Here is a 15,698-nt window from a genome sequence, read left to right as displayed (position 1 = left end):
ACTCCAGTGGCATTGCCGGGTAGCTATGTTCGGAAGCGATAACCGCTGAAAGCAGCTAAGCGGGAAGCGCGCCTCAAGATGAGATCTCCCGGGGCACAAGCCCCCTGAAGGAACCATGTAGACTACGTGGTTGATAGGTCAGGTGTGTAAGTACAGCAATGTATTGAGCTAACTGATACTAATGATCCGTGCGGCTTGACCATATAACCTCAAGTTGCCTTGGCTTTACGACAACGTCGTAAGAGCATCCAAGTGCACGCTACGTCACAAGAACTATGCGAGGCTGGCGCCTTGTCCCCCGGGACGAGTGCGACTCTCCAAAAGCCTCCCTGGTGAAATTAGCGCTGTGGAACCACCCGATCCCATCCCGAACTCGGAAGTGAAACGCAGCTGCGCCGATGGTAGTGTGGCTCAAGCCATGCGAGAGTAGGTCATCGCCAGGGTTTACACCCAAAACCCCGCTGCTTGCGCAGCGGGGTTTTTCTTATTAAGTGAAGGCACTGCATTTTCCGGGTGGCTTCCGCCCGATGGGCAAGATCGCGAAGCTGGCGCTGCAAGCGCTGCTGCAACCGTCTCCCTGGTGAAATTAGCGCTGTGGAACCACCCGATCCCATCCCGAACTCGGAAGTGAAACGCAGCTGCGCCGATGGTAGTGTGGCTCAAGCCATGCGAGAGTAGGTCATCGCCAGGGTTTACACCCAAAACCCCGCTGCTCACGCAGCGGGGTTTTTCTTTGCGCGCAGGAAATACGGATAGTCCCGGCCGCCGGCCGGCCACCCGATGGCGTTGCATTGCCCGGTAGATCCACGCCATGCGTGGATGAGATGGTCCCCGCGAAAAGCGGTGCCAACCGAGGTTGGCACCCACGAGCACCGGGTCCGTTGGCACCCACCAACAGCGGGGCGGCTAGTCACGCACAAAAAAAGCGGCGCCCCAAGGGGCGCCGCTTTTGACCTCAACGATGTTCAGTCGAGCATGGCTCGACTCTACTTTGCAGCGGCCGAAGCCTTGTCCTTCATCATCGCGTCGCGGGCCGCCTTGAACGGGTTGCCCTCATACCAGTTCGGCCAACGATCGCCGCCGGCCAGCTCCTTGCCGACCCCATACATCAGCTGCAGGTCTTCCACGGTCCCGTCCAGCTTCCAGGTGGCCGCGTCGAACTCATCTTTCGGGCCGTGGTAACGGTTGGCACCGTAGTCGGCGGCGGCCTTGCGACCGGCCTCCACGCCACCCTCGCGCAGATCTTCGCCCCCGTCGGCATACAGCGCAGGCACGCCGGCCTTGGCGAAGTTGAAGTGGTCCGAACGGAAGTAGAAGCCGCTCTGCACCGAGGTCTCGCCGTGCAGGGTACGGTCCTGGGCGGCGGCCAGCGGCTTGAGGATGTCTTCCAGCTCCGAGCTGCCGAAACCGGTCACCGTTACGTCCCTGGCACGACCGGCCACCGACATCGCATCGATGTTGATCACACCGGCGATCTTGTCCAGCGGGAAGGTCGGGTGGGCGACGTAGTACTTCGAACCCAGCAGGCCCGACTCCTCCAGGGTCACGGCCAGGAACACCACCGAACGCTCCGGCTTCGGATCCTGGTGGGCCATGGCCTCGGCCACCTCCAGAATGCCGGCCACGCCGGTCGCATTGTCGACGGCGCCGTTGTAGATGTTGTCGCCGGTCTCACCCTCATGCTTGCCCAGGTGATCCCAGTGCGCCATGTACAGCACGGCCTCGTCAGCGCGCTTGCTGCCCGGCAGCACGCCGACCACGTTGCGCGACTGCTTCTGTGCGATCTGGCTCTTCAGGTCGACCGCAGCGGTGGCCTTCAGCGGCACCGGCTTGAAGCCACGCTTGCTGGCGTCCTTGTAGGCCTGCGCCAGGTCCAGGCCCGCGCCGGCGAACAGTGCCTTGGCGGCGTCGGCACTCAGCCAGCCCTGCACCGGGATCCGGGCCTCCGGGTCATCCTTGGCGGGCAGGTCGTACTGCGGGCCGGCCCAGGAATTCTTCACCACGTCCCAACCGTAGGACGCGCCGGCGGTGTCGTGCACGATCAGAGCGGCAGCAGCACCCTTGCGGGCGGCCTCCTCGAACTTGTAGGTCCAGCGGCCGTAGTAGGTCATGCGCTTGCCGTCGAACAGCTTCGCGTCATCGACGTGGAAGCCCGGATCGTTGACGAACATCACGACCGTCTTGCCCTTCCAGTCCTGGCCGGCGTAGTCGTTCCACTTCTGCTCCGGCGCATCGACGCCATAGCCGACGAATACCAGATCGCTGGCATCGACCTTCACTTCAGCCTGGCCGGTGCGGGTACCGACCACCATGTCGGTACCGAACTTCAGTTCGGTCGTCTTGCCGCCCTGGGTGATCTTCAGCACGGTCGATGCGTCGGCCGTGGTCTCGGTCATCGGCACATCCTGGAACCAGCTGTCGCCATTGCCGGGCTGCAGGCCGATACGCTGCATCTGGTCGCGGATGTAATTGACCGTCAGTTCTTCGCCCTTGCTGCCCGGGGCGCGGCCTTCGAACTCATCCGAGGCCAGGGTCTTGACCATCTCGGCGAAGTCGCCGGCGTTGATCTCTGGCGAGAACGCATGGGCCGCCGGCTTCGGGGCGGCCGAAGCGGCGTCGGTGGCCGGCGCGGGCGCCGGAGTGTCTTCGCCTTTGCAGGCACTGAGCGCGGCCGCAGCGGCCAGGCACAGGAGGAGTTTGCGGGGCATCGTCGATTCCTGGGAAACAAAGGGCGGCCGCACGCCTTGCGCGACCGGTGTCAGCGAGTATCACCGAACCACGGGGGCCGGTGCGCTCAGTCCGCCGGGGCGGTTTCGGTGTCGAACGGGATCGCTTCGGCGCCGGTGACCGGCCCGATCCGTGCGGTGCGGTGTACGTACAGCACCACTTCACGCTCGAACTGCAGCGGACCGTTGACCACGGCATTGGGGCCGACGATCACCCGCGGCTTGCGGCTGGCGGTCAGCGAGACGCTGAAGTTCGGCTTGCGCACGTGCACGCCACCGTTGACCTGCGAGCCGATCCCCACGGTGATGTCACCGTTGACGGTCTCCACATCCTTGCCGACGCGGCTTTCCACCAGGCCGATACCGCCGTTGACGGTTTCGACACCGCCTTCGATCTGGCTGCCGCGGTCGGCGAAGATGCTGCCATTGACGGTGCTGACGCTGCCGCTGGCGATCACCTCACGGCCCAGCCGCACGCCGCCGTTGACGGTCTCGATCTTGCCGGTGCGTGCACGGTCGGCGACCTTCACCCCGCCGTTGACGGTGTCGATGCTGCCGGTCTCGACGCCTTCGCCGACCCGGATGCCGCCGTTGACGGTGTCCAGCTTGCCGTAGCGCTGGCCAGGCTCGGCGCTGATGCTGCCGTTGACCTTGCTGATGTTGTCCTGCGCTGCCGCCGGCGTGGCGACCAGCAATACGCCCAACAGCAACGGAATGGAAAGAGTGTTCATGGCGCCCTCGATGGAAGTGCGGCTGGCAGGCCGCGTGCGGAGATGTCACCATTCCCCGGTACCCCCTGCAACTGCCTGAAGTCACTGGAAAGCCCTTGCGCGACAACGCCTTCCCATCACGCCAACCTCACATCGCCGCGGCCCGTGGTGGCCGCTGGCTGCTGTTGGGGCTGGCCCTGATGTTGGCTGTGCCGCTTCCCGGCGCCGCCCAGACCACCCGCGAAACCGAGCGCAAGCTGCAGAAGCTGCGCAACGAGCTGAAGGATGTTGCGCAGGAACGGCGGCAGATCGAAGGGCAGCGTGGGCAGGCGTCGCAGCAACTGCGCGAGGCCGATGAGAAGGTGGCACGCACCGGTCGCGCGCTTGCGCAGACCGAAGCGGCGCTGCGCGAGCAGGCCCAAGCCCTGGCCCAGGCCGAGCAGCGCCGCAGCAGCCTGCAAACCAACCTGGCCCAGCAGCACCGCGAACTGGCCGGGCTGCTGCGCGCGGCGTATCAGCTTGGAAATCACGCACCGCTGAAGCTGCTGCTGTCGCAGGACACCGTGGCCGATGCCAACCGCGCCCTGGCCTACCATCGTTACCTGCAGCGCGAACGAGCGCAGCGCATTACCACGCTCACCGCCGACCTGAAGGAACTGGAAGCGCTGCAGGCGCAGATCGCCGAGCGCAAGCAGAAGCTGCAGGGGGCGCAGCAGGACCAGAAGCAACAGGCAGCGGCGCTGGCGGCCGATCGTCGCGATCGCGCGCAGACCGTGGCCTCGCTGGAGGAGCGCTTCAAGGATCGGCGCGAGAAGGAACAGGCGCTGGGCCAGGACGCCAAGGCGCTGGAAACGCTGCTGGCCAATCTGCGTGCCGCCGCCGCCCGCGCCGAAGCCGAACGCCGTGCTGCGGCACGCCGCGCGGCGGCGGAGAAGGCGGCTGCCGAGAAGGCCGCCCGCCAGGCGAAGGCTGAAGGGCGTCCGCCACCGCCGACCAAGGTGCCGCCTGCGGTGGCTTCGGCCCCGGCGCCGAAGGTCGGGGGCCTGGGTTGGCCGCTGTCGGGCAATCTGTTGGCCCGCTACGGCGGCAAGCTGCCCGATGGCCGTACCAGCAGCGGTGTGCTGATCGGTGCGCCGGCCGGCAGCACGGTCACGGCGGTCGCCGATGGCACCGTGGTGTTCTCCGACTGGATGACCGGCTACGGCATGATCCTGATCGTCGACCACGGCAACGGCTACATGAGCCTGTACGCGCATAACGACACCCTGCTGAAGGATGCTGGCGCGCGGGTCAGCCGCGGCGATGCGGTGGCCAAGGTCGGCAATTCCGGCGGCCAGGGCGTCACCGCGCTGTACTTCGAGCTGCGCCGTGGCGGGCAGCCGGTCAACCCCGACAGCTGGCTGCAGCGGCGCTGAATCCTGGCCCGCCGGATGCGGGCCGGATTCAACGGGAATTTAGCTGTGCTTCGCGCATAATCGGTGCATGTGCCTTGGGCACCATGCCACCGTCGACAGGAGTGATCCATGCGCGCAGCCCGTACCGCCACCCTCTTGCTGGCCCTGTTGCCAGCGCTGTCCTGGGCGCAGCAGACCGCGCCCGCCCCGAGCCAGGAAACCAGCGGGCAGGCAGCGAACAGCGAGGAGGCGGTGACCTCGAAGGTGCCGCTGGAGGACATCCGCCGTTTCGTGGCCGTGTACAACGCGGTGCGCGCCGCCTATGTCGATCCGGTCGATGACAAGAAGCTGATGCAGTCGGCCGTGCGTGGCCTGCTGCTCGACCTTGATCCGCACAGCACCTACTTCAACAAGGAAGACGCGCAGGCCTTCGACGAGCAGGCCAACGGCGCCTACGAAGGCATCGGCGTGGAGCTGCAGCAGCAGCCGGACAACGCCAGCATGAAGGTGATCGCGCCGATCGACGACACGCCGGCGGCGAAGGCCGGCATCCTCGCCGGCGACCTGATCATCGCCATCGACGGCAAGCCGATCAGCGCGATCGATGCCAGTGAACCGCTGCGTGGCCCGGCCGGCAGCAAAGTGGTGCTGACCATCGTGCGCGACGGCAAGCCGAAGCCGTTCGATGTCAGCCTCACCCGGCAGACCATCCGCGTGACCAGCGTGCGCAGCCGCCTGCTGGAACCGGGCTATGGCTATATCCGCCTGAGCACCTTCCAGGCCGACACCGGTTCGGACTTCCAGAAGCACGTGCAGCAGCTGCAGAAGCAGTCCGGTGGCCAGCTCAAGGGCCTGGTGCTGGATCTGCGCAGCAACCCGGGTGGCCTGCTGACCGCTGCCGTGCAGGTAGCCGACGACCTGCTCGACAAGGGCAACATCGTCAGCACCCGTGGCCGCATCAGTATCAGCGATGCCCGGTTCGACGCGACCCCGGGCGACCTGCTGAAGGGCGCACCGGTGGTGGTGCTGGCCGATGCCGGTTCGGCCAGTGCCTCGGAAGTACTCGCCGGCGCGCTGCGCGACAACAAGCGCGCCCGCGTGGTGGGCAGCCGCACCTTCGGCAAGGGCTCGGTGCAGACGGTCCTGCCGCTGGACAACGGGGATTCGGTGAAGCTGACCACGGCGCGCTATTACACGCCCAGCGGCAAGTCGATCCAGGCCACCGGCATCGTGCCGGATGTTGAATTGAAGCCGGCCGCCACGCCGGCGGATGATGCGCTGCCGGCCAGCCTCAGTGACTACAGCGAAGCGACCCTGCCGGGCCATCTGCGCGGCGATGACGAAGGCACTGAGGGCTACCACGCCGGCGCGGTGCTGCCGGGCGATGGCCCGATCAACGACGCGCTGGCCGAACTCAAGAACCCGGGTTCGGTGGCCGCACGGTTGAAGGCCGAAGCCGCCAAGGCGGATGCCGCCAAGGCCGCGAAAGCCGCTGCGGTGAAGCCGGAAGCGAAGGTTGAACCGAAGGCGGAGAGCAAGCCGGACGCAAAGCCCGCTCCGGCTCCGGCCAAGCCCTGATCCTGCAGAGTCGAGCCTCGATCGACTGATCTACGAACGGGCCGGTGAGCGTGGAGCCGGCCAGCGGCCGGCACTACCCGGGGTCAGAAGCCGTGGCGTTTGCGCAGGCGGCGGGCGATCGCAGCCCGCACGTAGACCCCGTACACCACGCCGAACACGAAACCGCCGATGTGCGCCCACCACGCCACCATGCCGAAGCTGGGGCCGATGTGGGCGAACACCACCTGCAGCGCGGCCCAGACACCGATCAACAGATAGGCCGGGGCGCGCACGAACTCCAGGAACAGGCCGAGCGGGATCACCACGCCCAGCCGGGCGCCCGGGAACAGGGCCAGATAGGCTCCGATCAGGGCCGACACCGCGCCGCTGGCACCGATGATGATCTGGTCCGGGCTGCCCATGGTGTAGATCGCCACAAGGTTCGACACCGCGCCGCCGACCAGGAACAGCAGCAGCAACCGCCACGGCCCCAGAACCCGTTCGGCGGGCAGGCCGAAGATCAGCAGGAACACCAGGTTGCCCAGCAGGTGCGACCAGTCGGCGTGCAGGAACAGGGCGGTGAACAGGCGCAGCACGCTGCCGTCCTGCAGGGTCGCCCACCAGTCCAGCGGGTGGGTCAGGCCGGTGGACAGGGCGCCCCAGTCCAGCCAGAGGCTGTTGCGGGCGTCGTCCGGGCGCGAGATCGACCACAGGAACGCCAGCCACAGTGACGCGAACAGCACCGGCGTGGCCCAGCGCAGGGCTGCCTTCTTGCGCGACGGGAGGGAGACGAACATGGCCACTAGCCTAGCGTGACGGCGCCTGGCGCGGGGATTGTCCTGTTCAGCTTTTGGGACGGGAAAAGCGCCGACGCTGTTATTGTTTCATTAACAGCTCTGGGTAATACTCGCATACGGCGTCGTATGTCGGGAGGGGAATCCGGCGCGCTTCGAACGGTCCCCCGGGGTCTGTCGGGCGCAGGCGCACTCAGAGCAACATCACCGCTTACCGGAGAGAGAACTACGATGCAAACCGCTTCCACCATTGCCCGACTGACCCTGCTGGCCGTCGGCGTTGCCGGTGCGCTGGCCGCCGCCGATGCCAATGCTGCCGCCTTCCAGCTGAAGGAAAACAGCGCCAAGGGCCTGGGCCGCGCGTTCGCCGGCTCCACCTCGACCGAAGGTGACGCCTCGGTCATCGCCACCAACCCGGCCTCCATGCGCCTGCTCGACGGCACCCTGATCCAGGGCGACGTCAGCGCCATCAGCTTCGGCGCCAAGTTCCGTGGCCAGGGCAAGTACGCCAACGGCGCTCCGATTTCCGGTGGCAACGGCGGCGACGCCGGCATGATCGCCCCGGTTCCGGCGGCCTACTTCCACCTGCCGTTCGGCGAGAACGACAACATGCACTTCGGTGCATCGCTGACCGTGCCGTTCGGCTTCAAGACCGAATACGACCGCGACTGGGTCGGCCGCTACAACGGCGTCAAGACCGAGCTGCAGGCGATCGACCTGGGCGTCGCGTTCTCCTATGACGTCAACCCGTACCTGTCGTTCGGTGCGTCGGTGTTCGCCGAGCGCCTGAACGTCGACCTGACCAGCGCCGTTGACGGCGGCACCGCGATCAATGCCAGCGCCCAGCGCACGGCTGCGGCGCGTGTACTGGCTGCTGGTGGCACCCCGGCCCAGGCCGCAGCGGCGTCGCAGGCGGCTGCACGCCAGGCCGCCCAGCTCGGCTTCTCGCCGGGTACTGCCGATGGCTTCCTGCGCATCAAGGGCGATGAAGTGTCGGTTGGCTACACCCTGGGCGTGACCGTCACCCCGGTGGAAGGCACCAACATCGCCTTCAGCTACCGCTCGAAGGTCGAGCACAAGATCACCGACGGCAAGGCTGACTTCACCATGACGCCGCAGGCTGCCGCGTTCCTGTCGCAGGCTGCCCCGGGCACCTTCATCGACAGCAACGGCCGCGCCTCGATCACCCTGCCGGCCAGCGCCACCGTGGGCTTCACCCACCGCGTGAACGACCAGTGGCAGGTCATGGCCGAGGTGACGCGTACCGCGTGGAGCAAGTTCGACCAGGTCGTTGTCGATTACGACTCCAACCAGCCGGACAGCGTGCTGCCGTTCCACTACCGCGACACCACCTTCGCGTCGATCGGTACCGATTTCCGCGTGAACGACAAGCTGACCCTGCGTGGCGGCCTGGCCTATGACCAGACCCCGACCACCGATGCCCACCGCGACGTGCGCGTGCCGGACACCACCCGCAAGTGGCTGTCGCTGGGCATGACCTACGCCGCTTCGGACAAGATGGAATACAGCGTGGGCTACACCCACCTGTTCACCAAGGATCCGAACATCACCTCGACCTCGGCCACCGGCAACACCGTGACCGGCAAGTACAAGGTCAGCGGCGACGTGCTGGCGGCTTCGCTGCAGTACAAGTTCTGATCCGGGCGATTGCCTGAAGCAGGACACGGAGGGCCCCGCGCAAGCGGGGCCTTTCGTTTTCAGGGCGCGGATCTACGCGACAATGGCGCGATGAACCTGTCCGACCCGAACTTCCAGCTGGAGCTGGCCGCCAACATCGCCGTCGCCGGCTCGATCCTGCTGGCCGGCCGCAACAACGTGCACACCTGGTGGCTGGGCATCGTCGGCTGCGCCTTGTTTGCTGCCGTGTTCGAACGATCGCATCTGTATGCGGACATGGTGCTGCAGTTCTTCTTCATCGCCATCAGCGTGCTGGGCTGGTGGCAGTGGCTGCGCGGCGACCACGGTGCGCCGCTGCCGATCACTTCCCTGCGACCGCGTGCCTGGGCCTGGCTGGCACCGCTGGCGGTAGTGGCCACGTTCGGCTACGGCTGGATGCTGACCCGCCTGACCAATGCCTATGCGCCGTATATCGATTCGGCGGTGCTGGTGTTGAGTGTGATCGCGCAGATCCTGATGATGCGACGCAAGCTGGAATCGTGGTGGGTATGGCTGCTGGTGAATACCGTTGCGGTGCCGCTGTACTACAGCCGTGGCCTGCACCTGACCTCGATCCTGTACGTGGGCTTCTGGATCAATGCGCTGGTGGCCTTGCGCCATTGGCAGCGCCTGATGCGGGACGAGGCCAGGGCGGCCGATGCCGCTGCCTGAGCGCGTTGCACGCGGCCTGGTGGTGGGCAAGTTCTGCCCGCTGCATCTCGGCCATGAGCGGCTGATCGACTTCGCCGCCACGCGCTGCCAGCAGCTGCTGGTGATCGGGTGGTCGCAGCCGGGCTTTGCCGGCTACAGCGCCGAGCGTCGCGAACGCTGGCTGCGTGCGCGTTTCCCGCAGGCCACGGTAGCGGTGCTTGACGACGCGCGACTGGCGGCACTGTGCATGCAGCATGGCTTGCCAGTGCGAGCGCTGCCGCAGGACAGTGATGACGAACAGGTGCAGCGCGACTTTACCGCCTGGCTGTGCTTGAACCTGTTCGGTGGGCCGGTGCAGGCGGTGTACACCGGTGAGGACTATGGGGACGGGTTCGCGCAGGCGTTGGCCATGCACTTCGGCACCCCGGTGCGACATGAGCGGCTGGAGCGTGCGCTGGACGTCGGGCAGGCCTGTGGCACCCAGCTGCGCATCGATCCGCATGCGCATCGCCGTGGGCTCGCACCGCAGGTGTATGCCGACCATGTACAGCGCGTGGCCTTCATCGGTGGCGAGTCCAGCGGCAAGACCACGCTGGCCCGCGTGCTGGCCGCGCGTCTGCAGACTGTCTGGGTGCCGGAGTATGGCCGTACGCTGTGGGAGCAGCGCGGCGGAGAGCTGACGCCGGGTGATCTGTTGCGCATCGCAATGACACAGCCACAGCACGAAGACGAGGCTGTGCGGCGTGCTCACCGCTGGCTGTTCTGCGATACCACGCCGCTGGTGACGCTGGGCTACAGCGGCTGGATGTTTGGCACGGCGCCGCAGCCGCTGCGGCAAGCGGCACGACGACGCTACGACCTGCTGTTCCTGTGCGCGCCGGATATTCCGTTTGACCAGGATGGCACGCGCGTGGGCGAAGCCTTCCGGGCGCAGCAGCATGCGTGGTACCTGCAGCAGCTGCAGGCAGAGGGTGTCGAGTATGTGCTGCTGCAAGGCGATCTGGAGACGCGCATCGCACGCGTGCAGGGCGAGCTGGCGAAGCGGGCGGACAATCGGTTCAGTGTCGCCCCGCCTCTGTAGAGCCGAGCCCACGCTCGGCTGCGCCAGAAAAGCCGAGCGTGGGCTCGGCTCTACAGGGAGCAAAGCACAAAAAACCCCGCGTTCGCGGGGTTTTTGTTTACTGCATCAAGCAGGCGATCAGTCGCCCAGGGTCAGCAGCGAGGCGTTGCCGCCGGCGGCGGTGGTGTTCACCGTCACCGTCTTTTCGGTGGCGAAACGCAGCAGGTAGTGCGGGCCGCCCGCCTTCGGGCCGGTGCCGGACAGGCCCTGGCCGCCGAACGGCTGCACGCCGACCACCGCACCGATCTGGTTGCGGTTGACGTAGACGTTGCCAACATGGACGCCGTTGCTGATGCGGTCCACGGTCTCGTCGATGCGCGAATGCACGCCCAGGGTCAGGCCGTAGCCGGTAGCGTTGATCTGATCGATCACCGCATCGAGCTGGTCGCCCTTCCAGCGGATGACGTGCAGTACCGGACCGAACACTTCCTTCTGCAGCTGGCCCAGGTCCTTCAGCTCGTACGCGCGCGGCGCGAAGAACGTGCCGTGGGCGGTTTCGGCCGACAGCTCAGCGGCGGCGATCAGGCGCGCTTCGCGGTCCATGCGCTCGGCGTGGTCCTGCAGGATCTTCAGCGCATCGGCGTCGATCACCGGGCCGACGTCGGTGGACAGCAGGCCGGGGTTGCCGACCTTCAGTTCCTTCATCGCACCGGCCAGCATGGTCATCACCTTGTCGGCGATGTCGTCCTGCACGAACAGCACGCGCGCGGCCGAGCAGCGCTGGCCGGCGGAGGTGAAGGCCGAACCGATGGCGTCCTTGACCAGCTGTTCCGGCAGCGCCGAGGAGTCGGCGATGAACGCGTTCTGGCCGCCGGTCTCGGCGATCAGCACACCGATGGCGGCATCGCGCGCGGCCATGGCACGGTTGATCGCACGGGCGGTGTCGGTGGAGCCGGTGAAGGCCACGCCAGCCACGCGCGGGTCGGCGGTCAGCGCGGCACCGACGGTGGCACCGTCGCCCGGCAGGAACTGCACCACCTCGGCGGGCACGCCGGCGTCGTGCAGCAGCTTCACCGCGTAGTAGCCGATCAGGTTGGTCTGCTCGGCCGGCTTGGCGATGACGCTGTTGCCGGCGGCCAGTGCAGCGGCGACCTGGCCCAGGAAGATCGCCAGCGGGAAGTTCCACGGGCTGATGCAGACGAACACGCCGCGGCCGTGCAACTGCAGCTCGTTGGACTCACCGGTCGGGCTGGGCAGCTTCTCGGCGTGGCTGAACTGCTCGCGCGCCTGCTTGGCGTAGTAGCGCAGGAAATCCACGGCTTCGCGCACTTCGGCGATGCTGTCGGGCAGGCTCTTGCCGGCTTCCTTCACGCACAGCGCCATGAACTCCGGCATGCGCGCTTCCAGCTGGTCGGCGGCGTGCTCGAGGATGGCGGCGCGGCTGGCGGCCGGGGTGCGATTCCAGGCCGGCTGCGCGGCTACGGCATTCGCCAGCGCCTTCTGCACGGTGGCGGCGTCGGCGGCCAGCCACTGTCCGACCACTTCGCGGGTGTCGGCCGGGTTGGTCACCGGCAGCGCGGCGCCGGCCGGGTTGGCACCCGGCACCAGCGGAGCGGCCTGCCACGGCTTCACGGCCGCGTTGATCTGCTCGGCCAGGGCGCGCAGTTCGTTGTCGTTGGCGAGGTTGGCGCCCATGGAGTTCTTCCTGTCGTGGTTCTGGCTGCGCAGCAGGTCAACCGGCAGCGGGATCTTGGGATGCGGAATCGAAGCGAACGAGGCGACCATCTCGACCGGATCGCGGATCAGGTCGGCGATCGGCACGCGCTCGTCGGTGATGCGGTTGACGAAGCTGGAGTTGGCGCCGTTTTCCAGCAGGCGGCGTACCAGGTACGGCAGCAGGTCTTCGTGCGAACCGACCGGGGCGTACACGCGGCAAGGCAGGCCCAGGCGATCGGCCGGCACCACTTCGGCATACAGGTCGTCGCCCATGCCGTGCAGCTTCTGGTGCTCGTACACGCCACCGTTGGCGATGCTGCGCACGGCCGCGATGGTGTGCGCGTTGTGCGTGGCGAACATCGGGTAGATCGCGTCGGCATGGGTGAACAGACGCTTGGCGCAGGCCAGGTAGGAGACGTCGGTGTTCTGCTTGCGGGTGAACACCGGGTAGCCCGGATAGCCTTCAATCTGCGCGCGCTTGATCTCGGCATCCCAATAGGCGCCCTTGACCAGGCGCACCTGCAGGCGACGACCGGCACGGCGCGCCATGTCGGCCAGGTGGTCGATCGTGTACGGCGTGCGCTTCTGGTACGCCTGCACGACCACACCGAAGCCATCCCAGCCGGCCAGTGAGGCGTCGGAGAACACCTGCTCGATGATGTCCAGCGACAGTTCCAAGCGGTCGGACTCTTCGGCGTCGACGGTGCAGCCGATGCCGTAGCTCTTGGCCAGCTGCGCCAGTTCCAGCACGCCCGGCACCAGGTCCTTCAGTACGCGTTCGCGCTTGGCATGCTCGTAGCGCGGGTACAGCGCCGACAGCTTGATCGAAATGCCCGGCGCGTTGTTGACGTCGCCGTCCGGACGGCCGCCGCGTGCCTTGTGATCGCCGCCGATGGCGTGGATGGCACGCCGGTAGTCTTCCAGATAGCGCAGCGCGTCCTTCATGGTCAGCGCGCCCTCGCCCAGCATGTCGAAGGAGTAGCGGTAGCTGGCGTTGTCGCCCTTGTGCGAGCGCGACAGCGCTTCGCTGATGGTGCGGCCCATCACGAACTGGTGGCCCATGATCTTCATCGCCTGGCGCACGGCCAGGCGCACCACCGGCTCACCGACGCGGCCGACCAGCCGCTTGAACGCGCTGGGCGCATCGGCGCGGGTGGCATCGTTCATCTGCACCAGCTTGCCGGTCAGCATCAGGCCCCAGGTGGAGGCGTTGACCAGCACCGAGTCGCTGCCGCCCAGGTGCTTTTCCCAGTCGGCATCGGCCAGCTTGTCGCGGATCAGCTTGTCGGCGGTGTCCTGGTCCGGAATGCGCAGCAGTGCTTCGGCCACGCACATCAGCAGCACGCCTTCCTCGCTGCCCAGGTCGTACTGGCGCATGAAGGCTTCGATCGCGCCCTGGTCCTTGGCGCGCACGCGGACGCGGCCGACCAGGTCGGCGGCCAGCGCCTGCACCCGGGCCTGTTCCTCGGCGGGCAGGCGGGCCTGCGCCAGCAGCTCGCGGACGTGGCTGGCCTCGTCCTTCAGCCAGGCATCGGTGATGGCTTGGCGGAACGGGTTGGGGGACGCCGGCAGTTCCGGCGACAGCAGCGCGCCGGGACGCGGGGCGTCGCTGGCGGCAGGGGAGGAGGAGGGTGCGTTCATGCCGGTCCGGCCAGTGGAAAACTTGGCGATTTTAATCATTTTTGCGCCCTTCGGAAGTGCCCCACAGACACCTTCATGAAGGGCTGATAGCCCCTAGCGGTGGTGGATTCGGCGTGTTCAGCAAGCCCGGGCATATTTGTGCTGAATTCGTCATTTGTGCCGCCGACCTCATGCTGTATTGCAGCATCGGAAAAAGTGTGAATGCACCCTTGCTACCGGCGAGAGGGCAGGGCTACCATCGAGACGTTTCCCGCGGCAGGAACGCGGTTGCGACATGATCGAGGTGCTTCCAGCTCCGGATGGGTCAGGTACGCAGCTGCGGCTGCGTCCCCCACGGGCGCTCGATGCCCGGCAGTTCGTCCTGTTGTTCACCGTGTTGGCCGGTGCGATGTGGCTGGTGTCCGCCCTCGGGTGGTTGGCCGGCAATGCATTCGCCCCCCTGTTCGCGTTGCTGTACAGCCTGGTGCTGGCGGCGGCACTGCGTGCCTTGTGGCGCAGTGGTGAACGGCAGGAGGAGATCCGGGTAGTGCCGGCGTGCGTGGAGGTCATCCCCGTACCCGGTGGATTGCCGGTGTTCCGGGCCCACCCCCATTGGGTGCGCCTGCTCACCGACGATGAGAGGGTCCGGCTGGCATCCAGCGGCCGGCAGGTGGAGGTGGGGAGTTTCCTCGCGCCGGCCGAACGTCAGACGCTCGCAGAGACACTTGAAAGCTTGCTCGCCGCCAGCGATGGCGGCAACCGACGACGCTAAGGGTCTAGGCAATGAAGCAAAGCAGCAGGTGGGGCACGAAGTGCGTGAATGCGGTCGCCGCAGCGCTGGCAACCGGGGGACTGATGCCGGCGTTGGCCTGGGCCCAGGCGGCCGATCCCAAGCCGTGGCAGCTGAACATGGGCAAGGGGGTGACCCAGACCTCGCGCCTGGCCTGGGAATCGAACAATCTCTCGCTGATCGTCTGTACGGTCATCGGCGTCATCGTGTTCGGCGCGATGGCCTATGCGATGTTCAAGTTCCGCAAATCCAAGGGCGCGGTGGCCGCCACCTTCAGTCACAACACCAAGGCCGAGGTGATCTGGACGGTGATCCCGGTGATCATCCTGATCGTGATGGCGTGGCCGGCCACGGCCAACCTGATCAAGATGTACGACACCCGCGACGCCGAGATGACGGTGAAGGTCACGGGCTACCAGTGGATGTGGAAGTACGAGTACCTCGGCGAGAACGTCACCTTCACCAGCCGCCTGGACCGCGAGTCCGACCGCGTGCGCCAGAGTGGCGTGGTGCCCACCCGCGAGAGCCACCCGCACTATCTGCTGGACGTGGACAACCGGCTGGTGCTGCCGGTCGATACCAAGGTGCGCTTCGTCATCACCTCCGACGATGTGATCCACGCCTGGTGGGTACCGGCGCTGGGCTGGAAACAGGACGCCATCCCCGGTTTCATCAATGAAGCCTGGACCAGCATCGAGCAGCCCGGCGTGTACCGCGGGCAGTGCGCCGAGCTGTGCGGCAAGGACCACGGTTTCATGCCGATCGTGGTCGAGGCGGTGTCCAAGGAAGAGTTCAAGCAGTGGCTGGCGCAGCGCAAGCCGGCGCCGCCGGCCGCACCGGCCGCGCCTGCGGCACCGGCCGAACCTGCGGCACCTGCGGCCGATGCGCCCGCTGCCCCGGCTGCGGCTGAAGCCGGCAACGCACCTGCCAGCGCGGCCAGCGGCGCGTGATGTAAAGCCCGTGGCCGCCTGCGGCCGCGGTGACAACCGATTCTGAGAGGTGT

11 protein-coding genes and 3 rRNA genes are annotated in these 15,698 nt (G+C 66.8%); 10 read left to right on the top strand and 4 right to left on the bottom strand.

Translation table 11 applies throughout. The features are described 5' to 3' along the window. From ARC23_RS12225 to rrf (ARC23_RS12215), 3 genes are all read left to right on the top strand, one after another. A 23S ribosomal RNA gene (locus ARC23_RS12225) occupies positions 1–203 on the top strand; the annotation flags it as partial. Between the two features lie 125 nt (positions 204–328). After that, positions 329–443, top strand: a 5S ribosomal RNA gene (gene rrf / locus ARC23_RS12220). Between the two features lie 133 nt (positions 444–576). Then, positions 577–691, top strand: a 5S ribosomal RNA gene (rrf, locus tag ARC23_RS12215). A gap of 295 nt (positions 692–986) precedes the next feature. Here the strand turns inward: rrf (ARC23_RS12215) and ARC23_RS12210 are convergent. Together ARC23_RS12210 and ARC23_RS12205 are read right to left on the bottom strand one after the other, a co-directional pair. Next, positions 987–2,708, bottom strand: coding sequence for a M28 family metallopeptidase (locus tag ARC23_RS12210; protein ID WP_057497465.1), 1,722 nt, complete (start codon positions 2,706–2,708; stop codon positions 987–989). Positions 2,709–2,794: 86 nt separating this feature from the next. After that, positions 2,795–3,457, bottom strand: a complete 663-nt coding sequence (locus ARC23_RS12205) for a DUF4097 family beta strand repeat-containing protein (RefSeq protein WP_057497464.1) — start codon at positions 3,455–3,457, stop codon at positions 2,795–2,797. Positions 3,458–3,636: 179 nt separating this feature from the next. On the opposite strand from ARC23_RS12205, the gene ARC23_RS12200 reads away from it, so the two are divergent. Then, complete coding sequence (locus ARC23_RS12200; protein WP_275044131.1) at positions 3,637–4,851, top strand: murein hydrolase activator EnvC family protein; 1,215 nt, start codon at positions 3,637–3,639, stop codon at positions 4,849–4,851. A 108-nt stretch (positions 4,852–4,959) separates the two neighbouring features. Beyond that, positions 4,960–6,408, top strand: coding sequence for a S41 family peptidase (locus tag ARC23_RS12195; RefSeq protein ID WP_057497462.1), 1,449 nt, complete (start codon positions 4,960–4,962; stop codon positions 6,406–6,408). 83 nt (positions 6,409–6,491) lie between these two features. Here ARC23_RS12195 and ARC23_RS12190 read toward each other — a convergent pair whose 3' ends face one another. After that, positions 6,492–7,184 (bottom strand): rhomboid family intramembrane serine protease, encoded by a 693-nt coding sequence (locus ARC23_RS12190; protein ID WP_049471500.1) that lies wholly within the window; start codon positions 7,182–7,184, stop codon positions 6,492–6,494. A 228-nt stretch (positions 7,185–7,412) separates the two neighbouring features. Here ARC23_RS12190 and ARC23_RS12185 point away from each other — a divergent pair, with 228 nt between their 5' ends. From ARC23_RS12185 to ARC23_RS12175, 3 genes are all read left to right on the top strand, one after another. Beyond that, entirely contained in the window at positions 7,413–8,840 is a 1,428-nt protein-coding gene (locus ARC23_RS12185; RefSeq protein ID WP_057497461.1) for an outer membrane protein transport protein, read from the top strand. A 90-nt stretch (positions 8,841–8,930) separates the two neighbouring features. After that, positions 8,931–9,530: a nicotinamide riboside transporter PnuC gene (gene pnuC / locus ARC23_RS12180; RefSeq protein ID WP_057497460.1), complete on the top strand. Its 600-nt coding sequence runs from the start codon at positions 8,931–8,933 to the stop codon at positions 9,528–9,530. Beyond that, the gene (locus tag ARC23_RS12175; RefSeq protein ID WP_057497459.1) at positions 9,517–10,590 is read left to right on the top strand and encodes an AAA family ATPase; all 1,074 of its coding nucleotides are present in this window, start codon (positions 9,517–9,519) and stop codon (positions 10,588–10,590) included. The genes pnuC and ARC23_RS12175 overlap by 14 nt, the downstream gene beginning before the upstream one ends. 117 nt (positions 10,591–10,707) lie before the next feature. Here ARC23_RS12175 and putA read toward each other — a convergent pair whose 3' ends face one another. Beyond that, positions 10,708–13,926 carry a bifunctional proline dehydrogenase/L-glutamate gamma-semialdehyde dehydrogenase PutA gene (gene putA / locus ARC23_RS12170; RefSeq protein WP_057497458.1) on the bottom strand — a complete coding sequence of 1,073 codons (3,219 nt, stop codon included), beginning with the start codon at positions 13,924–13,926 and terminating at the stop codon, positions 10,708–10,710. A 274-nt stretch (positions 13,927–14,200) separates the two neighbouring features. Between putA and ARC23_RS12165 the strand changes: the two genes are divergently transcribed. Both ARC23_RS12165 and coxB read left to right on the top strand, forming a co-directional pair. After that, positions 14,201–14,677, top strand: coding sequence for a DUF2244 domain-containing protein (locus tag ARC23_RS12165; RefSeq protein WP_057497457.1), 477 nt, complete (start codon positions 14,201–14,203; stop codon positions 14,675–14,677). Between the two features lie 11 nt (positions 14,678–14,688). Next, the gene (coxB, locus tag ARC23_RS12160) at positions 14,689–15,645 is read left to right on the top strand and encodes a cytochrome c oxidase subunit II (RefSeq protein WP_057497456.1); all 957 of its coding nucleotides are present in this window, start codon (positions 14,689–14,691) and stop codon (positions 15,643–15,645) included. Positions 15,646–15,698: the final 53 nt, after the last annotated feature.

It is taken from the genome of Stenotrophomonas beteli (genome assembly GCF_001431665.1).
Taxonomy (GTDB): Bacteria; Pseudomonadota; Gammaproteobacteria; order Xanthomonadales; family Xanthomonadaceae; genus Stenotrophomonas; species Stenotrophomonas beteli.
This window is presented reverse-complemented; position numbering and strand designations above follow the sequence as displayed.